Origin of the sequence: Polaribacter filamentus (genome assembly GCF_002943715.1) — a bacterium.
GTDB classification, from domain to species: domain Bacteria; phylum Bacteroidota; class Bacteroidia; order Flavobacteriales; family Flavobacteriaceae; genus Polaribacter; species Polaribacter filamentus.
Window position 1 is genome coordinate 1921018 of record NZ_MQUA01000013.1, and the last position, 21967, is coordinate 1942984.

At 32.3% G+C, this 21967-nt stretch carries 19 protein-coding genes, 1 tRNA gene and 1 pseudogene; 11 read left to right on the forward strand and 10 right to left on the reverse strand.

Annotated elements, in window-relative coordinates; all coding sequences use genetic code 11:
• The first annotated feature begins 20 nt into the window (after window positions 1-20).
• Genes BST83_RS19910 through BST83_RS11095 form a run of 4 tightly spaced genes read left to right on the forward strand, consistent with a single transcriptional unit; the run spans window position 21 to window position 2568 of the window.
• Window positions 21-194, forward strand: a complete 174-nt coding sequence (locus BST83_RS19910; RefSeq protein WP_170062777.1) for a hypothetical protein — start codon at window positions 21-23, stop codon at window positions 192-194.
• Window positions 184-960 carry an SGNH/GDSL hydrolase family protein gene (locus BST83_RS11085; RefSeq protein WP_104809842.1) on the forward strand — a complete coding sequence of 259 codons (777 nt, stop codon included), beginning with the start codon at window positions 184-186 and terminating at the stop codon, window positions 958-960. Before BST83_RS19910 ends, BST83_RS11085 begins: the two co-directional genes overlap by 11 nt.
• Window positions 957-1457 carry a cupin domain-containing protein gene (locus BST83_RS11090; protein WP_104809843.1) on the forward strand — a complete coding sequence of 167 codons (501 nt, stop codon included), beginning with the start codon at window positions 957-959 and terminating at the stop codon, window positions 1455-1457. The genes BST83_RS11085 and BST83_RS11090 overlap by 4 nt, the downstream gene beginning before the upstream one ends.
• A 52-nt stretch (window positions 1458-1509) precedes the next feature.
• Window positions 1510-2568 carry a flavin monoamine oxidase family protein gene (locus tag BST83_RS11095; protein ID WP_104809844.1) on the forward strand — a complete coding sequence of 353 codons (1059 nt, stop codon included), beginning with the start codon at window positions 1510-1512 and terminating at the stop codon, window positions 2566-2568.
• 147 nt (window positions 2569-2715) lie between these two features.
• On the opposite strand, the gene BST83_RS11100 is transcribed toward BST83_RS11095, so the two are convergent.
• From BST83_RS11100 to BST83_RS11110, 3 genes are read right to left on the reverse strand one after another with little or no spacing between them, the layout of a single operon-like run.
• Window positions 2716-2973: a DUF6952 family protein gene (locus tag BST83_RS11100; protein ID WP_104809845.1), complete on the reverse strand. Its 258-nt coding sequence runs from the start codon at window positions 2971-2973 to the stop codon at window positions 2716-2718.
• A 2-nt stretch (window positions 2974-2975) separates the two neighbouring features.
• Entirely contained in the window at window positions 2976-3284 is a 309-nt protein-coding gene (locus BST83_RS11105; RefSeq protein ID WP_104809846.1) for a thioredoxin family protein, read from the reverse strand.
• Window positions 3285-3293: 9 nt separating this feature from the next.
• Window positions 3294-3941, reverse strand: a complete 648-nt coding sequence (locus BST83_RS11110) for a peroxiredoxin (RefSeq protein WP_104809847.1) — start codon at window positions 3939-3941, stop codon at window positions 3294-3296.
• A 291-nt stretch (window positions 3942-4232) separates the two neighbouring features.
• Here BST83_RS11110 and katG point away from each other — a divergent pair, with 291 nt between their 5' ends.
• Window positions 4233-6419: a catalase/peroxidase HPI gene (gene katG, locus BST83_RS11115; protein ID WP_104809848.1), complete on the forward strand. Its 2187-nt coding sequence runs from the start codon at window positions 4233-4235 to the stop codon at window positions 6417-6419.
• Window positions 6420-6583: 164 nt separating this feature from the next.
• Here katG and BST83_RS11120 read toward each other — a convergent pair whose 3' ends face one another.
• From BST83_RS11120 to BST83_RS11135, 4 genes are all read right to left on the reverse strand, one after another.
• Entirely contained in the window at window positions 6584-7747 is a 1164-nt protein-coding gene (locus BST83_RS11120; RefSeq protein ID WP_104809849.1) for a sigma-54-dependent transcriptional regulator, read from the reverse strand.
• Window positions 7748-7871: 124 nt separating this feature from the next.
• The gene (locus tag BST83_RS11125; RefSeq protein WP_104809850.1) at window positions 7872-8735 is read right to left on the reverse strand and encodes a mechanosensitive ion channel family protein; all 864 of its coding nucleotides are present in this window, start codon (window positions 8733-8735) and stop codon (window positions 7872-7874) included.
• Window positions 8736-10061, reverse strand: coding sequence for an ABC transporter permease (locus tag BST83_RS11130; RefSeq protein WP_104809851.1), 1326 nt, complete (start codon window positions 10059-10061; stop codon window positions 8736-8738).
• A gap of 2 nt (window positions 10062-10063) precedes the next feature.
• On the reverse strand, window positions 10064-10993 hold the full coding sequence (locus tag BST83_RS11135; protein ID WP_104809852.1) for an ABC transporter ATP-binding protein: 930 nt from the start codon (window positions 10991-10993) through the stop codon (window positions 10064-10066).
• A gap of 178 nt (window positions 10994-11171) precedes the next feature.
• On the opposite strand from BST83_RS11135, the gene BST83_RS11140 reads away from it, so the two are divergent.
• From BST83_RS11140 to BST83_RS11160, 5 genes and pseudogenes are all read left to right on the forward strand, one after another.
• Complete coding sequence (locus BST83_RS11140) at window positions 11172-11627, forward strand: MarR family winged helix-turn-helix transcriptional regulator (RefSeq protein WP_104809853.1); 456 nt, start codon at window positions 11172-11174, stop codon at window positions 11625-11627.
• A 26-nt stretch (window positions 11628-11653) separates the two neighbouring features.
• Entirely contained in the window at window positions 11654-14059 is a 2406-nt protein-coding gene (locus BST83_RS11145; RefSeq protein WP_104809854.1) for a 3-hydroxyacyl-CoA dehydrogenase/enoyl-CoA hydratase family protein, read from the forward strand.
• A 4-nt stretch (window positions 14060-14063) separates the two neighbouring features.
• Window positions 14064-15253: pseudogene (locus BST83_RS11150) on the forward strand (acetyl-CoA C-acyltransferase).
• A 26-nt stretch (window positions 15254-15279) separates the two neighbouring features.
• Window positions 15280-17088, forward strand: a complete 1809-nt coding sequence (locus tag BST83_RS11155) for an acyl-CoA dehydrogenase FadE (protein WP_104809855.1) — start codon at window positions 15280-15282, stop codon at window positions 17086-17088.
• A 409-nt stretch (window positions 17089-17497) separates the two neighbouring features.
• Window positions 17498-17944, forward strand: a complete 447-nt coding sequence (locus BST83_RS11160) for a KTSC domain-containing protein (protein ID WP_104809856.1) — start codon at window positions 17498-17500, stop codon at window positions 17942-17944.
• A 127-nt stretch (window positions 17945-18071) separates the two neighbouring features.
• Here BST83_RS11160 and trxB read toward each other — a convergent pair whose 3' ends face one another.
• Window positions 18072-19019, reverse strand: a complete 948-nt coding sequence (gene trxB / locus BST83_RS11165) for a thioredoxin-disulfide reductase (RefSeq protein WP_104809857.1) — start codon at window positions 19017-19019, stop codon at window positions 18072-18074.
• Window positions 19020-19212: 193 nt separating this feature from the next.
• Here trxB and BST83_RS11170 point away from each other — a divergent pair.
• A tRNA-Pro gene (locus BST83_RS11170) sits at window positions 19213-19287 on the forward strand.
• Between the two features lie 109 nt (window positions 19288-19396).
• Here the strand turns inward: BST83_RS11170 and BST83_RS11175 are convergent.
• Window positions 19397-21043: a solute:sodium symporter family transporter gene (locus BST83_RS11175; RefSeq protein ID WP_104809858.1), complete on the reverse strand. Its 1647-nt coding sequence runs from the start codon at window positions 21041-21043 to the stop codon at window positions 19397-19399.
• Between the two features lie 77 nt (window positions 21044-21120).
• On the reverse strand, window positions 21121-21963 hold the full coding sequence (locus BST83_RS11180; protein WP_104809859.1) for an endonuclease/exonuclease/phosphatase family protein: 843 nt from the start codon (window positions 21961-21963) through the stop codon (window positions 21121-21123).
• Window positions 21964-21967 lie beyond the last annotated feature (4 nt).

Here is a 21967-nt window from a genome sequence, read left to right on the forward strand (position 1 = left end):
TGCAGTATAACAAATATAAAATGCCCAAAAAAGGAAAAGCTAAAAACACTCTAAATAAAGCGAAGCATACAAAGTTGATGACTCAAAAAATCAATAGAGTAAAACTAGAAAAACAACGAACTAAAGATCGTTTAAAAGCGCTTATTAAAAAAGTGAACGAGCAAAAAAACGAACAAAATAGTGATGAACTTTAAATATTATTTAGGGGTAATTGGTACTGTTCCTCTTTTACCTTTGATGTATTTTCAGGGAAAAAATATTAGAAAAAAAGTACCTCAACTTCCTGAAGCTAAAGAACCAAAAGGTGTTGTAAATGGTGGTTTTAATAAAACGATAAACATTCTTTCTATAGGCGAAAGTACCATTGCAGGAGTTGGAATTGATTTTCATAAAAACGGATTTACAGGTACTTTAGCAACTACACTTTCTACGGCATTAAAGAGCAACGTAAATTGGCACGTTTATGCAAAAAGTGGCTACACCGTAAAACAAGTTTGCGAAAAAATTATTCCTAAAATTAAAGAAACTTCTGCAGATATAATAGTAGTTGGAATGGGTGGAAATGATGCATTTACGTTAAACTCACCAAAAAATTGGATTTCTGACATCAATAATCTAATTGATTTACTGCAACATAAATATCCAAAAACGCCTATTTTTTTCACAAATATGCCACCTATAAAAGAGTTTCCTGCTTTTACAAAAACTATAAAATTTGTGATTGGTAATTTGGTAGAAATATTAGGTAAAGAACTACATAACAACCTTAAAAATAAAGAAAATGTATTTTATTGTGATGAAATTATTACCTTAAAAGAATGGAGTAAAAAGCATTCTTTAGATACTAGTAATCCTAAAATATATTTTAGTGACGGCGTTCATCCTTCTAAATTAACCTATCAAATTTGGGGAAAGGAAATTGGCGAATTTATTGTGAACACAAAAAAAATTAAACAATGAAAGCAACAGAAATTATAAATCATTTTAATTTAATTGCACATCCTGAAGGTTGGTATTACAAAGAGACTTATAGAAGTAAAGGAGAAATTTTATCCAAAGATTTAGGAGACCAATTTGAAGGAAATAGAAATTATTGCACCAGTATTTATTTTTTATTGACTGCTGATAAATTCTCTACTTTTCATAAAATAAATCAAGATGAAATTTGGCATTTCTACACAGGAACTGCTTTAAAATTGCATATGATTTCACCTGAAGGAGTTTACAACTTTGTATTGATTGGAAACGATTTTAGTAAAGGAGAAATTCCGCAATTTACAGTTCCTGCTCAACATTATTTTGCTGCAGAAGTTTTAGAAAAACATTCTTTTTCTTTTATAGGATGCACCGTTTCTCCTGGTTTTGACTTTAAAGATTTTGTACTTCCGAGTTGTAAATATCTTTCAAAAGAGTTTCCAAAACACGCAAAAATTATTGCACAATTAACACATCATTAGAATAGAAATTTCCTGTTATAACTATTAATTTTTAACGTTAGGCTTTGCTAAAATGAAGAAAAAAATACTAATTATTGGTGGAGGCCTTTCTGGAATCTATTTAGGATATCTGCTAAAAAAAGAAGGCTTTTCAATAAAATTATTGGAAGCAAATGATAGAATAGGAGGAAGAATTTACACTAAAAACAGTCATACTACAAACGTAGAATTGGGCGCAACTTGGCTTTGGAGATATAACCCAGCTTTATTAAAGGTGTGCAACGATTTAAATATTTCATTATTTGAACAAAACATGGATGGAGATGCTTTATTTGAAGCATTGAAAAGTAGTACACCTCAACATTTTCAAGTTCCAAAAAACCAAGAAATTAGCTATCGAATTGTTGGTGGAACCTTTGAAATTTTAAACAAACTAAAAGCAACTTTTACCGAAGATCAAATTGAACTAAACCAAAAAGTATTAAAAATTGACGAGGAAGAAACTACTTTAAAAGTAACTACTAAAACTTCCACTTTTATTGTCGATTTTGTAATTTCTACAATTCCGCCTCAAGTACTAGTAAACACCGTTCATTTTTCTTGGGATTTAGATTCAGATTTTAAACAAATTGCAAATAACACGCATACCTGGATGAAGGATTCTATAAAGTTTGCCCTCGTTTATAAAACGCCTTTTTGGAAGGAAAAAGGATTGTCTGGAACTGGTTTTAGCAATGTTGGACCATTTACAGAAATGTACGATCATTCAGATTTTGAGAATACTCATTTTGCCTTAATGGGATTTTTAAATGGAGGTTTAGCAAATGAAACCAAAGAATACCGAGAAGAAAAAATTCAAGAACAACTTTTTAAATTTTTTGGTGAAGACGGGAAAAAATATCTTTCGTACGAAGAAAAAGTTTGGAATGAAGATCAATTGGTTAATTTTAAAGACGACAGTTTTATAACTCCTCATTTTAACAATGGACATGTAATTTATCAGCAAGAATTCTTAAACGGAAAATTAATAATTGCCGGATCAGAAACTTCGCCTAAATATGGTGGTTATATGGAGGGCGCCATTTATAGGGGAAACCAAGTTTTAGAACAATTAAAAAGCAGCTTTCAATAGATTTTATTTCAATTATCAATAAGCTTTATCTTCTCGAGGGAATTAAAAAGGTTAGAAGAATCCTGACTGCTCTTGTCCATACATTATTCGTAAATAAAAAAAATCCTAAGCTCTCGCTTAGGATTTAAAGATCTATTTATAGAGAAACTATTTATCAATAGAACCTAAAACACGTTTCATAAAGATATTTAGTGCATCTTTTTTAGGCGTACCTTCTTTAATCATTTTATCAACTTCTAAAGCACCATACATATTAGAAATTAACTCACCAATAACATCTAATTCTTCATCTTTTAAAGACGGAACTTCCGTTAATGCTTCTAACGTTTCTATCGTTTCTAGAATGTAATCTTGATCATTTTCTTCAATAAAAGAAGTTAAATGTTTTATAACTGGTAATTTCATGATTAAATAACTTCTTTTACTAAATCGATTAAAACATCAAACTTGTTAGTTTGTGTTTGGTTTACTAATTTACCATCTACAAAAGTTGCAAAAGTTGGTAAATTACTAACATCTGCAAATTTTCTGCTTTCTGGAAACTTCTCTGCATCCGCAATAACAAATGCAACTTGTTCATTTTCTGAAGCCAATTTTTTAAATTTTGGCTTCATAATTCTGCAGTTTCCACACCAAGTAGCAGAATATTGTACTACTACTTTTTTGTTATCAGAAATTATTTGTGCTAAATTATCTTCACTTAATTCTTGAACCATACTTACTAATTAGTTTAAATGAGCAGCTAAATATTCAGCTGTTCCTTTGGCATTTGGCGCCATTGCTATTTTTCCTTCTTCCCAATTTGCAGGACAAACTTCTCCATGAGATTGTACATGTGCATACGCATCAATTAAACGCAAAAATTCATTTACATTTCTACCAACTGGCATATGATTAATTCCTTCGTGAAAAACAGTTCCTTCTTCATCAATTAAATACGTTGCTCTGTAAGTTACATTATCTCCTTCAACTTGAACAGTTCCTGTTTCTTCGTTAAAAATTTCATTTGTAATATCCAAAATACCTAAAACTGAAGATAAGTTTCTGTTGCTATCTGCTAAAATAGGATATGTTACACCTTCAATTCCACCATTTTCCTTAGCGGTGCTTAACCATGCAAAATGTACTTCTGCAGTATCACAAGAAGCACCAATTACAACTGTATTTCTTTTTTCAAAAGCTCCTAATGCTGCTTGAAAAGCATGTAATTCTGTAGGACAAACAAATGTAAAATCTTTAGGGTACCAGAATAATAACACTTTCTTTTTGTTATTAACTGCTTCTTCCAATACATTTAACTTAAATGTATCGCCCATTTCATTCATTGCATTTACATTTAAATCTGGAAATTTTTTACCAACTACTGTTGCCATTTTATATAAATTTTATAATTATTAATATTCTCTTTTTACTGATGCAAAGATAAAACGAAACCAAAAAAAACTAAAAATGTTTATGATAACTTTTTATATTATTATCAAGTTTACTTATAGTTTACCTCCATAAAATTTGATCCATACTATTTTAAATAAATACTTTAAAAATTACGTAACTTTAGAAAATAACTAGCAATAAGATTTAACTATTCTAAAATAAAAACTATAGATAAAAATTATTGAACTAATTAATGTAGATTTGTAATCAGAAATTAAAATCAATTAATCATGGAAAACAACAGCGATATCAATAAATGCCCATTTATGGGTGGTACTCAAAAACAAACAGCCGGTAACGGAACTTCTGTACGAGATTTTTGGCCTAATGAATTAAAATTAAATATTCTACGTCAAAACGGAGAAGCGTCGAACCCTATGACCAAAGATTTTGATTATGCTGCTGCTTTTAATAGCATAGATTTTGCAGAATTAAAAAAAGATGTAAACCATTTTATGACTGATTCACAAGATTGGTGGCCAGCAGATTATGGTAATTATGGTCCTTTTATGGTCCGTATGGCATGGCATAGTGCTGGTACTTACAGAGTTGGAGATGGGCGTGGTGGAGCGCGTTCTGGTTCACAACGTTTTGCGCCAATAAATAGTTGGCCAGATAATGGTAATTTAGATAAAGCTCGTTTATTGCTTTGGCCAATTAAAAAGAAATACGGCGCTAAATTATCTTGGGCAGATTTAATGATACTTGCTGGTACTTGTGCCATGGAATCTATGGGATTTAAAACCTTTGGTTTTGCAGGGGGACGAGAAGATGTTTGGGAGCCAGAACAAGATATATATTGGGGTTCTGAAACCGTTATGGGAGAGAATGAAGAACGTTATAAAGAGGGTGAGTTAGAAGATCCGCTAGGCGCTGTAATGATGGGTTGGATTTATGTAAATCCTGAAGGACCTAACGGAAATCCAGATCCAATGGGATCTGCAAAAAATATCAGAGAAACCTTTGGTAGAATGGCAATGAATGATGAAGAAACAGTAGCTCTTACTGCTGGCGGACATACATTTGGTAAAGCGCATGGTGCGGCAGATCCTAATAAGTATGTTGGACCTTCACCACATGGAGCTCCTATAGAAGAAATGAGCACTGGATGGAAAAACGCTTATAAATCCGGTGTTTTAGATGATGCAATTACAAGTGGAATAGAAGGCGCTTGGACACCTAACCCTATAACTTGGGATCATGATTATTTTGATGTTTTATTAAATTATGATTGGGAATTAACTAAAAGTCCAGCTGGCGCACATCAATGGAAACCAACAGCAGCTTCCAATGCTAAAAAAGCACCAAAAGCTGGTGATGCAAATGGTACACAAGGTTTAATGATGACTACTGCGGATATCGCTTTAAAAGTAGATCCTGAATACTTAAAAATTTCTAAACACTTTCATAATGACCACAAAGCTTTTGAAGATGCTTTTGCAAGAGCATGGTATAAATTAACCCACAGAGATATGGGACCAATTTCTCGTTATTTAGGTCCGGAAGTTCCGAAAGAAGAATTGCTATGGCAAGATCCAATTCCTGAAGGAACAGCGCTTTCTGAGCAAGAAGTTTCAATTTTAAAAGAAGCTATTTCAAATTCAGAATTATCTATTTCTCAATTAGTAACTACTGCTTGGGCTTCTGCTTCCACATTTAGAGGATCTGACATGAGAGGTGGCGCAAATGGAGGAAGAATTCGTTTAGAACCACATAAGAGTTGGGCTGTAAATAATCCGTACGAATTAAACAAAGTAATCACAGTCTTTGAAGGAATTCAGAAAGATTTTAATGGCAACGTTTCTATGGCAGATTTAATTGTTTTAGGCGGATCTGTTGGCGTTGAAAAAGCTGTAAAAAATGCAGGTTATTCTAATTCTGTTCCGTTTACTTCGGGACGAGGAGATGCTTCTCAAGAACAAACTGACCTAGTTTCTTTTTGTTATTTAGAACCGAAAGCCGATGGATTTAGAAATTTTATCAAAAAAGATTTAAAATTAGCTGCAGAAGAATTATTAATTGATAAAGCACAATTATTAACACTTTCTATTCCTGAAATGACTGTTTTAGTTGGTGGATTAAGAGTTCTGGGAGCAAATTATGACGCTTCTAAATACGGTGTTTTTACAGAAAATATTGGCACGCTATCGAATGATTTCTTTACAAATATTTTAGATTTTAGTCTTACATGGAAAGCAACTTCTACAGATGATGCTTTATTTGAAGGAGCTGATAGAAAAACTGGTGAAATTAAATTTAGAGGAACAAGAGCCGATTTAATTTTTGGATCAAACACCGAATTAAGAGCTATTGCCGAATTTTATGCAGCAGATGATGCAAAAGAACGTTTTGTAAACGATTTTGTAACTGCTTGGGCAAAAGTGATGAACCTTGATCGCTTTGATCTTAAAAAATAAGTAAAACTATTTTATACATAAAAAGGGAATCAACACATGTTGATTCCCTTTTTTAGTTTTCAATTATTATTTCTTTATCCAAAGAAATAATTTTGGCTGTTTAGCTTTTACGATTTGTTTTCGTTTCTAGTCTCTTGCTTCTCTTACCTCCTCTTTACTAAAATCTATTTACTAGCAAATAATTTTATATCATTTGCAGACACTTCTTTTTCACCTAAAATTATTAAACGTTCTACAACGTTTCTTAATTCACGAATATTTCCTGTCCAATCGTATTCTTGTAAAAGATTAATTGCTTCGAATGAAAAGGTTTTTATAGGCGTTCCTTGTTCTTGAGATATTTTAGCGGTGAAAAAATTTACCAATAAAGGAATGTCTTCCCTCCTGTCGTTTAACGCAGGAACATTAATTAAAATAACTGCCAATCTGTGATACAAATCTTCTCTAAAACGTCCTTCTTCAATTTCTACTTTTAGGTTTTTATTTGTTGCCGCTACTACTCTAACATTTACCTTAATATCTTTATCAGAACCAACTCTAGAAATTCTGCTTTCTTGCAAAGCACGTAATACTTTTGCTTGCGCAGAAAGACTCATATCACCAATTTCATCTAAAAAAATAGTTCCAGTATTTGCCGCTTCAAACTTACCCGCTCTGTCTTTATTCGCACCTGTAAAAGAACCTTTAACATGTCCAAAAAGTTCGCTTTCTATTAATTCAGATGGAATTGCAGCACAGTTTACTTCAATCATTGGTGCTTTAGAACGATCAGATTTTTCATGCAACCAATGCGCAACCAATTCTTTTCCTGTTCCGTTTGGTCCAGTAATTAAAACTCTTGCATCGGTAGCTGCTACCTTTTCTATGATGTCTTTAATATGAGAAATAGCATCACTTTCGCCAACCATTTCATAATTCTTACTAACTTTTTTCTTTAAACGCTTATTTTCTACAAGTAGAATTTTGTTTTCTAAAGCATTTCTAACGGTGTTTAAAAGTCGGTTTAAATCTGGTGGTTTTGAGATGTAATCAAAAGCGCCCAAACGCATTGTATTAACAGCTGTATCAAGATCTCCATGACCAGAAATCATTACAATTGGTATTTCAGGTTTTATTTTTTTAGCTTTTTCTAGCACTTCAACACCATCCATTTTGGGCATTTTAATATCGCATAAAACCAAATCATAGTCGTTATTTTTAATCATTTCTAAACCTAACAAACCATCTTCTGCTTCTTCTACTTGATAGGCTTCATTTTCTTCAGAAATTATTTTTTTAAGCACTCTTCGTATCGACGCTTCATCCTCTATAACAAGTATTCTATTCATGTTTTTAGTTTCAAAGTTTTAAAGTTTTCGATTTTTAAAGTTTTCCGTTGAAAAAAAACAACAAATAACTCTAGTATTAGTTCATTAAAACCATTAATATCTATTTTTCTTAAATCAATTCTTATCATTTCGCTTTGAAAACATGCACATCTCTCTGCGGAAAAGGAATTACTATATTATTTTGTTTAAATGCTTTATCAATTTCAAAACGAATATTACTTTGTGTAAATCGAACATCAAAACTATCAATTAAAGTAAATGCTACTCTAAAATTTAGTGAACTATCTGCAAAATCTGTAAACAAAACCATTGGTGCAGGGCTTTTTAAAACGGTAGGCTGTGCTTTTGCAATATCCAATAAAATACTTTTTACCAGCTCAACATCAGAACCATACGCAACACCAACATCTACAAACTCTCTTGTTTCCGTTCCGTTTTCTGTCCAGTTAAATAAAATATTTGTTAAATACAAATGATTCGGAATTACCAAAACTTTGTTATCTACCGTTACTGCTCTGGTTGTCCTTAGACGAATATCTAAAACCCGGCCAACTTTTCCTTCTAGTTCAATAATATCTCCAACATGCACAGATTGATCAACCAAAATAAAGATTCCAGAAATAATATCTTGAAAAAGTGTCTGCAATGCTAAACCAACACCAATTAAAAGAGCGGCTGATGCGGCAAAAACAGCAGTAACATTTACACCAGAGGTATGCATACCAACTAAAAAAATGACTAAATATACAAACCATTTTAAGTAACTAAAAACACCTACAAATTTAAGTTGATCATTTTTAGGCATGTTTCTAGTGCTAACTTTTCTCACTAGTTTTAATAAAAACGTTGAAAGCATTAAAGCAACAATAATAAATATTAGACCTTTTACAGAAATGCTTATTTTTTCGCTAAAAGTAAAGGAATAATCTAAAATTGATATTGCTTCATCAACAATATTATTTGCAACTTTCTCTATTTGATCCTGCATTTATCCGTTATATTTTATCCATTTATATAAATCTTTATAGGTTGGCTTTTTACCATACATTAAAATACCAACGCGATAAATTTTAGCGGCTAACCAGACCATAAAAACAAATGTTATTAATAATAAAGTCATTGAAATTGCTAGTTCGTACCAAGAAACACCAAAAGGAACTCTCATTAACATTACAATAGGACTCGTAAACGGAATGTATGAAAACAGCACCGCTATTGCTCCATGAGGGTCATTCATAACCGTTACAAAACCTACATAAACGCCTAAAACTAAAGGCGCCATAATTGGCAACATAAACTGTTGTGTATCTGTTTCATTATCTACCGCGGCACCAACGGCTGCAAACAGCGAACTGTACAACATAAAACCACCTAGAAAATAAAAAATAAATAACACAAACATTTTTAAAATTGGTAATCTTAAAATTTCTTGAATTATCAATTGCATTTTATCCACTCCTACTGCTTGTTTTGCAGCTTCTAATTGTTCTGCTGGCAAATTTGCTGTTTGCATTTCTATCATATTAACCCCAAAAATAGCCGACGCAATTGTTGATATTATAAATATTAGAATTCCCCAAATTAAGAATTGTAATAATCCTGCGGATGCATTACCAATAATTTTACCCAGCATTAATTGAAAGGGTTTTACGGATGACACAATAATTTCTACAATTCTACTTGTTTTTTCTTCAATAACACTTCTCATTACTGATGTGCCATAAATAATTACAAACATCATTAATAAATAACCAGCAATTAAGCCTACTCCAATTTTTAAACCATTTATTAATTTGGATGATTCTTCGCCCGAAAAATTATACATCTTAATGTTTGATGGGATTTTTGACGCATTAATTTGTGCAAGATCAATTCCGAAATCATTTAATTTTTCATTTCTGATTTTCGTTTCAATTTTAGTTTCTAGAGAATTTATGACAGACATTCCTGGAGAATCTTTCGAATAAAATTCGATTGATTTTGCTAAAACCTCTAAACTGTCTTGTTTAGGAATAATAAGTGCTCCATAATAATCGCCTAATTCTACTTTTTTCTTTGTTTCTTCAATTCCAAATGAAGTATAATCTTGATAATGAATTGATTCAGAATCTACAAAATCGTCTTTTGAAAACAATCCCGAATTATCTACATAAACGATTTCTTTAACTTTTTCGTCATTTTTTTTCATCAGAAAAAATACCAAAGCTCCCATAGCTACTAATAACAACGGACTTAAAAAAGTCATCATTATAAACGATTTATTACGAACTTTAGCAATAAACTCTCTGTGTATAATTAATTTTAACTTGCTCATTTTTAGTTGTTTTTATTTACTGCTTGAATAAAAATATCATTAGCACTTGGTATCAATTCAACAAAATGTTGCACTTGACCCCTGCTTGTTAAAAATGATAACAACTCATTTGCAGAGTTATTTTGGTTTAACTTCACATTTAAGGTTAGTTCATTTCCTAACAATTTAAAATCCGCCGGAAAAACCTCGAAATTTTCTTTCAATTTTGCTTCCACTTCTTTTGGATGATCAGTATGCAAACCAACTTGAAAAGTGTTCGTTCTAAACTGACGCTTAATATCGGATAACTTTCCGTCTAAAATTTTATTTGATTTATTGATCAACGCAATTTCATCACACATTTCTTCAACAGATTCCATTCTATGCGTAGAGAAAATAATAGTTGCACCTTCATCACGCAGTTGTAAAATTTCTTTAGCAATTAACTGTGCATTTATAGGATCAAATCCAGAGAAAGGTTCATCAAAAATTAATAATTTAGGATTGTGCATCACTGTAACGATAAATTGCACTTTTTGTGCCATTCCTTTAGAAAGTTCCTCAATTTTCTTTCCCCACCAAGCAGAAATATCAAACTTATCAAACCAATAATGTAAGCGTTTTTTTGCTTCAGACTTACTTAAACCTTTTAATTGTGCTAAATATAAAGCCTGTTCACCAACTTTCATTGATTTATACAAACCACGTTCTTCTGGTAAATAACCAATATATGCGGTGTGTTTGGGAGACAAAGGCTCACCATCTAAAATAATAGAGCCAGAATCTGGCATTGTAATTTGGTTAATAATTCTAATTAATGATGTTTTTCCTGCGCCATTAGGACCTAATAACCCGTAAACACTTCCTTTAGGAATATGGATAGAAACATCATTCAATGCTCGAAAATCTCCATAATTTTTTACAACATTGTTTATTTCTAGTAAATTTTTCATTGACAATTTTTGATTATTTATAAAAATTCAATTTCAACAAATTTAGGTATTTTATAAATACTAGTGTGCATAAGTTCTAAATGGTTACTTTTTTAAAAAAATGTTAAAATTTACTATGCATGCATAACTTTTTTTAAATTTACTATGCGCGCATAATAAATTTTTATATCTTTGGGAAATGGATAAAGATAAGTCTATAGATCATCAACTAAGAGCAACTTGGCAAGCAGTTGCAAAAATGTATAATGAACAGGCCGCAAACTATGGTAGTACTATGGCAATGGCATTTGTATTATTAACAATTGATAAAGTAAACGGAACACCTTCTACAGCTTTAGGGCCTTTAATGGGAATGGAACCTACAAGTCTTTCAAGAATTTTAAAATCGATGGAAGATAAAGGAGCAATTTCTAGAGAAAAAAACCCTGATGATGGTAGAAGTGTACTCATTAAATTAACAGATTATGGGTTCGAAATGCGTAAGTTTTCTAAAAACCATGTGTACCAATTTAATAATGTTGTAAGAGAATACATTACAGAAAAAGAATTAGATAGCTTTTTTAAAGTAATCTCTACCATAAACAAGTTAATTGCAGATAAAGAGATTTACGAAGCTGTTAACCAAGATAAATAAGAAGTAGTATAACAAACAATAAACAAATGACAAGAAGAATTAAAAAAGTAGCAATTATTGGATCTGGTATTATGGGTTCTGGTATTGCGTGTCACTTTGCGAATATTGGTGTTGAAGTTCTTTTATTGGACATCGTTCCAAGAGAATTAAACGACAAAGAAGCAGCAATGGGACTTACGTTAAAAGACAAAGTAGTCCGCAATCGTTTAGTAAATGATGCTTTAATGACTTCTTTAAAGTCGAAGCCCTCTCCTATTTATAAGCAAGAATTTGCAAGTAGAATAACTACGGGTAATCTAGAGGATGATATTGCTAAAGTTGCTGATGTAGATTGGATCATGGAAGTTGTTGTAGAACGATTAGACATTAAAAAAGTCGTTTTCGAAAAATTAGAAAAATATAGAACTCCAGGAACTTTAATTACTTCAAACACTTCTGGAATTCCGATTAAATTTATGAATGAAGGAAGAAGTGATGATTTCCAAAAGCATTTTGCGGTTACTCACTTTTTTAATCCACCAAGATATTTAAAACTTTTTGAAGTGGTTCCTGGACCAAATTGTAAGCAAGAAGTTACCGATTTCTTAATGATGTATGGTGATACATTTTTAGGTAAAACTTCAGTTTTAGCTAAAGATACACCAGCATTTATTGGAAACAGAATCGGAATTTTTGGCATCATGAGTTTATTTCATGTTGTAAAAGAGATGGATTTAACTATAGAGGAAGTAGATAAATTAACGGGTCCTGTTATTGGTCGCCCAAAATCTGCAACTTTTAGAACCATTGATGTTGTTGGTTTAGACACACTTGTTCATACAGCAAACGGTGTAAAGGACAATTGCCCTAATGACGAAATGAAAGACCAATTTGTAATTCCTGATTTTGTAAACCACATGATGGAAAACAAAATGTTAGGTAGCAAAACTGGCCAAGGTTTTTATAAAATGACCAAAGATGCTAAAGGAAATAGAAATATTTTATCCTTAGATTTAAAAACTTTAGAATATAGAGAAAAAAAATCTGCAAAATTCGCAACGTTAGAACTTACGAAAACGATTGATAATGTTGTTGATCGCTTTAGAGTTTTAGTTGCAGGAAAAGATAAGGCTGGTGAATTTTATAGAAAAAGCTTCGCAGCAATGTTTGCATATGTTCAAAATAGAATTCCAGAAATTTCTGATGAAGTTTATAGAATTGATGATGGTTTAAGAGCTGGTTTTGGTTGGGAACACGGACCTTTTCAAATTTGGGATGCCATTGGGGTTGCCAAAGGTGTTGAGCTAATGAAAGCGGAAGGTCATGAAATTGCCTCTTGGGTAACAGAAATGTTAGTAAAAGGAGAAACTTCTTTCTATTCAATTAAAGAAGGCGCAACTCATTACTATGATATTCCAACAAAATCACAAGTTAAAAAACCGGGTCAAGATTCGTTTATCATTTTAGACAATATTAGAAAATCAAACGAAGTTTGGAAAAACTCAGGTGCAGTAATCGAAGATTTAGGTGACGGAATTTTAAACTTAGAATTCCAATCTAAAATGAATACAATCGGTGGTGATGTTTTAGCTGCCGTTAACAAAGCCATTGATTTAGCTGAAGAAAACTATCAAGGTTTAGTCATTGGAAATCAAGCAGCAAACTTTTCTGTGGGTGCAAATATTGGCATGATATTTATGATGGCTGCAGAGCAAGAATATGATGAGTTAAACATGGCAATCAAGTATTTTCAGGATACAATGATGCGCATGCGTTATTCAGCAATTCCAACAATTTCTGCTCCTCACGGAATGGCTTTAGGCGGTGGTTGTGAAATATCATTACATGCAGATAAAGTAGTTGCAGCAGCAGAAACTTATATGGGATTAGTAGAATTTGGAGTTGGTGTAATCCCTGGTGGTGGTGGTTCTAAAGAAATGGCTTTAAGAGCATCCGATCTATTTCACAAAGGCGATGTTCAATTAAACGTTTTACAAGAGCATTTCTTAACAATTGGTATGGCAAAAGTAGCAACTTCTGCTTACGAAGCATTCGATTTAGGTTTATTACAAAAAGGAAAAGATGTAGTTGTAGTAAATAAAGACCGTCAAATTGCAGAGGCTAAAAAACATGCTTTAATAATGGCAGAAGCTGGTTATACACAACCTGTTAAACGCGATGATGTTTTAGTTCTTGGCAAACAAGCTTTGGGTATGTTTCTAGTAGGAACAGATTCTATGCATGATAGCAAATATATTTCTGCTCACGATCAAAAAATTGCAAATAAACTTGCGTACGTAATGGCCGGAGGAGATTTATCAGAACCAACCAAAGTTACAGAACAGTATTTATTAGATCTAGAACGTGAAGCTTTCTTAAGTTTATGTACAGAACGTAAAACTTTAGAACGTATTCAACACATGTTAAAAACTGGTAAACCATTAAGAAACTAAGAAAATGAAAACAGCATACATAGTAAAAGGATATAGAACAGCAGTTGCAAAAGCACCTAAAGGATTGTTCAGATTTAAAAGAGCAGATGAATTGGCGGCAGAAACCATCGAATATATGATGAAAGAATTGCCAGATTTCGACAAAAAGAGAATTGATGACGTTATTGTAGGAAATGCAATGCCAGAAGGTGCTCAAGGATTAAACATGGCACGATTAATCTCTCTAATGGGATTAAAAATTGAAGAAGTTCCTGGAGTTACTGTAAATCGTTTCTGTTCATCAGGATTAGAAACTATTGGTATGGCGGTTGCTAAAATCCAATCAGGAATGGCAGATTGTATTATTGCAGGTGGGGCAGAAAGCATGAGCTCTGTTCCTATGACCGGTTTTAAACCAGAATTAAATTATGATACAGTTGCCGCTGGTCATGAAGAATATTACTGGGGAATGGGAAATACAGCAGAAGCAGTTGCGAATGAATTTAATGTTTCGAGAAAAGACCAAGATGAGTTTGCCTTAAATTCTCATTTAAAAGCATTAAAAGCGCAAGCAGAAGGTCGTTTTGATTCTCAAATTGTACCTATTACTGTAAATCAAACGTATGTAGATGCGAATGGAAAAAAGTAATAAAATCATATGTTGTAAATAAAGATGAAGGTCCTCGTTTAGGTTCTAACCTTGAAGGTTTAGCAAGATTGCGTCCTGTTTTTGCTGCTGATGGAAGTGTAACCGCTGGTAATTCATCACAAATGAGTGATGGTGCAGCTTTTGTAATGGTAATGAGCGAAGACATGGTAAAAGAATTAAATCTTGAACCAATTGCAAGAATGGTAAGTTATGCTGCTGCAGGTGTACCGCCTAGAATTATGGGTATTGGCCCAGTTGCTGCAATTCCGAAAGCACTAAAACAAGCAGGTTTACATCAAAATGATGTTGGCTTAATTGAATTAAATGAGGCCTTTGCTTCTCAGTCTTTAGCGGTTATTCGTGAGTTAGATTTAAATCCTGATATTATAAATGTAAATGGTGGCGCTATTGCTTTAGGTCATCCTTTAGGCTGTACAGGTGCAAAATTATCGGTTCAATTATTTGATGAAATGCGCAAGCGTGATATGAAAAATAAATACGGAATGGTAACGATGTGTGTTGGAACAGGTCAAGGTGCAGCAGGTATTTTCGAATTTTTAAATTAAAAAAAACAAGATTAAAAACATATATAATGGAAACAATAAATAAAGAAATCTTAAGGGGAGGACAATTCCTTGTAGTTGAAACAAAGTGTGAGGATGTATTTACTCCTGAAGATTTTTCAGAGGAGCAAATAATGATGAAAGAAGCCGTTAAGGAATTTACAGAACGCGAAATCATTGCTCATAGAGATCGTTTTGAAGCCAAAGATTATGCACTTACCGAAGAAGTAATGAAAAAAGCAGGTGAACTTGGTTTTTTAGGTGTTGCTGTCCCCGAAGAATATGGAGGAATGGGAATGGGTTTCGTTTCTACAATGATTACTTGCGAATATATTTCTAGTGGAAACGGTTCTTTAAGTACTGCTTTTGGTGCACATACAGGAATTGGTACTATGCCAATTACGTTATATGGATCAGAAGAACAAAAACAAAAATATGTACCTAAATTAGCTACAGGAGAATGGATGGGCGCTTATTGTTTAACAGAACCAGGCGCAGGATCTGACGCTAATTCTGGGAAAACGATGGCAGAACTTTCTGCGGATGGAACATCCTATAAAATTAACGGACAAAAAATGTGGATTTCAAATGCAGGTTTCTGTAATTTGATGATCGTTTTTGCGCGTATAGAAAAAGATAAAAATATTACTGGTTTTATCGTGGAATATGATGCTGCGAATCCAAATGGAATTACATTAGGCGAAGAAGAACACAAATTAGGAATTCGTGCAAGTTCTACACGTCAAGTATTTTTTAATGACACTGTTGTGCCTGCTGAGAATATGTTATCTGTAAGAGGTGGTGGATTTAAAATTGCTGTAAATGCGTTAAATGTTGGTCGTATTAAATTAGCTGCAGCCTGTTTAGATTCTCAAAGAAGAGTTTTAGAAACAGCACTAAAGTATGCTACTGAGCGTAAACAATTTAATACTGCCATTGCAGATTTTGGTGCAATCAAATCAAAATTAGCAGAAATGGCAACCAATACGTATGCTGGTGAATCTGCTAGTTATAGAGCTGCAAAAAATATTGAAGATAGAATTGCTATGAGAATAGCTCAAGGAAACTCTCATCAAGAAGCAGAATTAAAAGGGGTAGAAGAATATGCTATTGAATGCTCTATTCTAAAAGTAACAGTTTCTGAAGATGTACAAGCTTGTGCAGACGAAGGAATTCAAATTTTTGGAGGAATGGGCTTCTCTGAAGAAACACCTATGGAAGCTGCTTGGAGAGATTCACGTATTGCACGTATTTACGAAGGAACTAATGAAATTAATAGAATGCTTTCTGTAGGGATGCTAATTAAAAAAGCGATGACAGGTCATGTAGATTTATTGGGTCCTGCAACTGCAGTTGCCGAAGAATTAATGGGAATTCCTTCTTTTGATACTCCAGATTATTCGCAATTATTTGCTGAAGAAAAAGAAATGATTGCCAAATTGAAAAAAGTTTTCTTAATGGTAGCAGGCTCTGCAATTCAAAAATATGGTGCAGAATTAAATAGTCATCAACAGTTATTAATGACTACTGCCGATATTTTAAATGAAGTTTATATGGCCGAATCTACACTTTTACGTGCAGAGAAAAATGCAAAACGTTTTGGAGAAGAAGCACAAGCCGGACAAATTGCAATGGCAAAACTGTATTTATATAATGCTGTAGATATTATTGCAAAAAATGGTAAAGAAGGTATTATTTCTTTTGCTGAGGGCGATGAACAAAGAATGTTATTAATGGGCTTAAAGCGTTTTACTAAATACGCAAACTACCCTAACGTAATTGAGTTAAGAAATTTCATTGCAGAAAAATTAAAAGCAGAAAATAAATACTGTTTTTAACGATATTTAACTTAATAAAAGTTTTAAAATTAGTTGTTTGTACAAAAAGACCATTTTAATAAATGGTCTTTTTTTTATCTTTGTTTAATGTTCATCAAATAAAGAACAAAAATGAAAAAATATTATTCAACTATCGCTGCATCCTTATTAATTCTATGCAGCCCCAGCAAGCCTAAAGAGATTGAAATTGACATTAAAAAGGAGTAATAAAGTGATCCTAATCAGTAAAAAAGATGATTTTTAAAATTGGAACATCTCATTTTTATCAAATTCTTATTATTCCTATTAAAAATATTATTTTTTAGATTCTAATAATAAGGAAAGAATTTTATTTAAAATTTATTTTTTATTTTTTGCACCACAATCCATTTAATATCAATACTTTTGCACGCAATTTGAAAATACATAAATGAAGCGTATAAAAGAATACAAAAAACTATTTAAAATAGAAGGTGCTATTGATTTGAAAGAATTAAAGACATCTTATAGAAGCTTAGTTAAAGAATGGCATCCAGATAAATTTCAAGATGATGCTAAAAAAGAAGAGGCGGATATAGTTAGCACTCAAATTATAGATGGGTATCATTTTCTGGTAAGTATTGCTCCTGAAACTAAAGCCGCTAATTTAGAGGAATACAAAACTACAATTACAGAGTTTCAAGTAGCAGATTGGCATCACAAAAGTATGTTGTTAGAAGTAACATTTACTGATGGTAATAAATACGAATATTTTGGAGTTAGTAAGATTTTATTCGGAAAGTTTGTGAACGCTAAATCTATGAATAATTTTGGTAAAAGAAATATTTTCAATTCTTTTATCTATCGAAAGTCTATGAAAGCTTCTGTAGAAGTTTAAGCTTTTATCTTCCCTGCAAAAAGCAGGAATCCATAAATAAAGATTGTTTTGTTCCTGGCAATAAGGCAAAAAAAGAGATTACTTTAATAGTAATCTCTTTTTTTTTTATCAAAATGCAACTAAATTGCTATTCTAAAGAACCTAAATAACGTTCTGCATCTAGCGCAGCCATGCAGCCTGTTCCTGCAGCTGTTACAGCTTGTCGATACTCTTTATCTTGAATATCTCCAGCAGCAAAGACTCCTGGTAGATTCGTTTTTGTAGTTTTACCTTTGGTGATTAAATATCCCGTTTTATCCATCTCTAAAACACCTTTGAATAAATCTGAATTTGGTGTATGCCCTATTGCAATAAAGACTCCTGTTACAGGAATTTCAATGACTTCTTTGGTTTGATTATTTATTGCTCTAACACCTTCCACAACATTAGTTCCTAAAACCTCCTCAATTTCTGTATTGTATAAAACTTCAATATTTTTAGTTTTCTCAACTCTATGTTGCATTGCTTTAGATGCCCTCATAAAATCTTTACGCACCAATATAGTAACTTTACTACAAATATTTGATAAATACGTAGCTTCTTCTGCTGCCGTATCCCCTGCTCCTACAACTACAACATCTTGCCCTTTATAGAAAAAACCATCGCAGGTAGCACAAGCAGAAACTCCGCCGCCAATTAAACGTTGCTCACTTTCTATTCCTAAATATTTTGCAGTTGCACCAGTACTTATAATGATTGTTTCAGCCTCAATATGTTTGGTTTCATCAACAATCACTTTATGAATTCCACCAACTTTTTCACTTAAATCAACTTTCGTTACCATTCCGAAACGAACTTCTGTTCCAAAACGTTCTGCTTGTTTCTTAAGGTCTTCCATCATTGCTGGTCCATCCGTACCATCTGCGTAACCAGGAAAATTATCAACTTCTGTTGTAGTTGTTAACTGACCTCCCATTTGCATTCCTGTATACATTATTGGTTTCATATCTGCTCTAGCTGCATAAATAGCAGCTGTGTAACCTGCCGGTCCAGATCCTATAATTAAACATTTAATTTTTTCTATTGTATCTGACATAATTATTGTGTATCAATTTAGAAGCGCAAAAGTATCGTTTTTTGATTCTCATAAGATCGAATGTTTATAAGTTTTTATAATGAAAACATAAGCAGATGTAATTAAAGTTTTTTAATGATGAATATTTGAAACAATTAATTGCATTTGTATAAAAACAATGTATCTTTGCAGTCCTTAAATGAGTAATCATTTTCGGGGTGTAGCGTAGCCCGGTCATCGCGCCTCGTTTGGGACGAGGAGGTCGCAGGTTCGAATCCTGCCACCCCGACTAAAATTAAGACCAATAGAAACTAAAACCTTGTAAATCGTATGATTTACAAGGTTTTATGGTTTTTAGGCTATAATAAGAGTTGATTCAATATGATTTAATTTTTTCTTTAAGCAAAATAAATATATATGCTTATTACAATAACACAAATTGCAATACTAACTTGTTTTACATATTTCCATGGTGTAATATCTACTTGTTCTGTGTAATGTTCAACATAGGCAATTTCTCTTGGTTTTATTTTTCCAATAATCAACATAATAATTATATTTAATACAAATAGAATTGCCATAATATCTAAAAAATGAGGATACGCCTGAGCTTCTACGAGTGCTAAACCGGCTTTATCTGTAATCCCAGAGTTTTTAGCGCTTTCTAAAGCATTGCTAACAAAATATGGTTGCAGAATAAACTGACTAATTATATACAGCAAACAGCCAGAAGCTAAACCTATTTTGGCAGCAATTGCAGGTACTCTTTTTGTTAAATAACCAACCACAATAATTGTTAAGATAGGAATACTGTAGATACCATTTATTTCTTGAAGATAATCAAATAAACTTCCTGCTTTTGCTATTAGAGGCGCAATAAACATTGAGGCAATTGCCAAAAAAATTCCAAATATTTTCCCATACTTTACAACCGTTTTCTCTTCTGCATTTTTATTAATATGTTGTTTGTAAATATCTATTCCAAATAAGGTAACAGAACTATTTAATACACTATTAAAAGAACTTAATATTGCTCCGAATAAAACAGCTGCAAAAAAACCAACAAAAGAACTTGGTAGTACTTCTTTAACCAACATTGGATAGGCACTATCTACATTTTCTAAATTCCCTTCAAAAATATGGTATGCTATTAAACCTGGCAAAACAACGATGATAGGTCCTAAAATTTTTATAAAAGAAGCCAGTAAAAGACCTTTTTGACCTTCTTTTAAATCTTTTGCTCCCAAGGCACGTTGAATTATTTGCTGGTTTGTTCCCCAATAGAATAACTGCACCAACATCATCCCTGTAAAAATTGTATGAAAAGGAACTGGATCTGTTTTTGTACCAATGGAATTAAATTTCTCAGGATTTTCTGCAGTTAATATAGATAATCCATTAAGTAAGTCACCATCACCAATAATTAATAATCCGAAAAAAGGAATTAATATTCCTCCTATTAATAATCCGATTGCATTTATAGAATCTGAAACTACTACTGCTTTTAATCCTCCAAAAACGGCATAAATAGCTCCTATAATTCCTATTCCCCAAACACAAATCCAAATAGATTGATCATGCGAAATATTTAGCAATTTAGGTACATCAAACATACCGCTAATAGCCAATGAGCCCGAATACAATATCACTGGTAATAACACTACGACATACCCTGATAAAAATAAAATGGACGTTAGTGTTTTTGTTGATGTATCATATCTTTTCTCTAAAAAACCTGGAATAGTTGTTAGTCCGCCTTTTAAATATCTGGGCAATAAAAACAAAGCTGTTACCACCATCGCAATCGCAGCTAAGGTTTCCCAAACCATTACAGACAATCCGTTTTGGTATGCAGAACCATTTAAACCTACAATTTGCTCTGTAGACAGGTTTGTTAAAAGTAATGAACCTGCAATGACTACTGCTGTTAAACTTCGACCACCTAGAAAATAGCCGTCTGATGTTGATTCTTTTGTTTTTCTTGTCGCCAAGTAAGAGATGACGCCCACAAGCACTGTAAATGCTATAAATGTTAAAAATTGCATACTAATTAGTGTTAATTGTGTGTTATTGAATGGAACCGATTATTGAATCTTAAAATAATCAGAATGGTTATAATACGTTACTTTTCAATTATTGCTTCAATATAAACAGGTAAATGATCTGACGGATATTTTAAATTCTGAGAATCACTTAAAACGGCATATTTATGAACTGTAATTTTATTTTTACTTGTAAATATATAATCAATTCGTGTTGTTACAGGTTTATCAAAATGGAATCCATTAAATGTTCCTGAAGGTCCAAAGGGTGGTTTCTTTGAAACACCTTTAGCATCATTAAAATGCAATTTTATAAATTTAATATTTGGAGTTTGTGGCTCTAAATTAAAGTCGCCCATTAAAAATACAGGAAGTTTTTTGGCATTAAATTCCTGTATCTTTTTCAAAATCAATTGAGGACTTTCTGTACGTGCAATTTTTCCAATATGGTCTAAATGTGTATTAAAAACCCAAAATTGTTTTTTAGTTTTTTTCTCTTTCAAAAGAACATAGGTACAGATTCTATTACACACTGCATCCCATCCCATAGAAACCTCTTCTGGTGTTACGGATAGCCAAAAGGTACCCTCTTTTAAAATCTGATATTTTTCCTTTTTTATAAAAATAGCTGAATATTCGCCAGATTTTTTCCCATCATCTCGTCCAACTCCAACAAAACTGTACGCAACCAATGCAGTATCCATATGTGTCATTTGGTTAGGCATTGCTTCTTGAACACCAAAAACATCAGGTTCGTAAAATTTAATTTGATTCATCATAAACTCTTTACGGTTATCCCAATTATTTTCGCCTTCTTTTGGATAATCTAACTTTATGTTATAGGTCATTAATTTCGTAATATCTTGAGCGTTTAAAACGTTAAAACAAGAAAATACAATGAGCAAAATAATATTATTTTTCATCTGA

What these genes read in the sequence shown, in the direction of transcription:
- BST83_RS19910 (WP_170062777.1), top strand. Translation starts at nt 21, where the DNA reads ATGCCCAAAAAAGGAAAAGCTAAAAACACTCTAAATAAAGCGAAGCAT.
- BST83_RS11085 (WP_104809842.1), top strand. Translation starts at nt 184, where the DNA reads ATGAACTTTAAATATTATTTAGGGGTAATTGGTACTGTTCCTCTTTTA.
- BST83_RS11090 (WP_104809843.1), top strand. Translation starts at nt 957, where the DNA reads ATGAAAGCAACAGAAATTATAAATCATTTTAATTTAATTGCACATCCT.
- BST83_RS11095 (WP_104809844.1), top strand. Translation starts at nt 1,510, where the DNA reads ATGAAGAAAAAAATACTAATTATTGGTGGAGGCCTTTCTGGAATCTAT.
- BST83_RS11100 (WP_104809845.1), bottom strand. Translation starts at nt 2,973, where the DNA reads ATGAAATTACCAGTTATAAAACATTTAACTTCTTTTATTGAAGAAAAT.
- BST83_RS11105 (WP_104809846.1), bottom strand. Translation starts at nt 3,284, where the DNA reads ATGGTTCAAGAATTAAGTGAAGATAATTTAGCACAAATAATTTCTGAT.
- BST83_RS11110 (WP_104809847.1), bottom strand. Translation starts at nt 3,941, where the DNA reads ATGGCAACAGTAGTTGGTAAAAAATTTCCAGATTTAAATGTAAATGCA.
- katG (WP_104809848.1), top strand. Translation starts at nt 4,233, where the DNA reads ATGGAAAACAACAGCGATATCAATAAATGCCCATTTATGGGTGGTACT.
- BST83_RS11120 (WP_104809849.1), bottom strand. Translation starts at nt 7,747, where the DNA reads ATGAATAGAATACTTGTTATAGAGGATGAAGCGTCGATACGAAGAGTG.
- BST83_RS11125 (WP_104809850.1), bottom strand. Translation starts at nt 8,735, where the DNA reads ATGCAGGATCAAATAGAGAAAGTTGCAAATAATATTGTTGATGAAGCA.
- BST83_RS11130 (WP_104809851.1), bottom strand. Translation starts at nt 10,061, where the DNA reads ATGAGCAAGTTAAAATTAATTATACACAGAGAGTTTATTGCTAAAGTT.
- BST83_RS11135 (WP_104809852.1), bottom strand. Translation starts at nt 10,993, where the DNA reads ATGAAAAATTTACTAGAAATAAACAATGTTGTAAAAAATTATGGAGAT.
- BST83_RS11140 (WP_104809853.1), top strand. Translation starts at nt 11,172, where the DNA reads ATGGATAAAGATAAGTCTATAGATCATCAACTAAGAGCAACTTGGCAA.
- BST83_RS11145 (WP_104809854.1), top strand. Translation starts at nt 11,654, where the DNA reads ATGACAAGAAGAATTAAAAAAGTAGCAATTATTGGATCTGGTATTATG.
- BST83_RS11155 (WP_104809855.1), top strand. Translation starts at nt 15,280, where the DNA reads ATGGAAACAATAAATAAAGAAATCTTAAGGGGAGGACAATTCCTTGTA.
- BST83_RS11160 (WP_104809856.1), top strand. Translation starts at nt 17,498, where the DNA reads ATGAAGCGTATAAAAGAATACAAAAAACTATTTAAAATAGAAGGTGCT.
- trxB (WP_104809857.1), bottom strand. Translation starts at nt 19,019, where the DNA reads ATGTCAGATACAATAGAAAAAATTAAATGTTTAATTATAGGATCTGGA.
- BST83_RS11175 (WP_104809858.1), bottom strand. Translation starts at nt 21,043, where the DNA reads ATGCAATTTTTAACATTTATAGCATTTACAGTGCTTGTGGGCGTCATC.
- BST83_RS11180 (WP_104809859.1), bottom strand. Translation starts at nt 21,963, where the DNA reads ATGAAAAATAATATTATTTTGCTCATTGTATTTTCTTGTTTTAACGTT.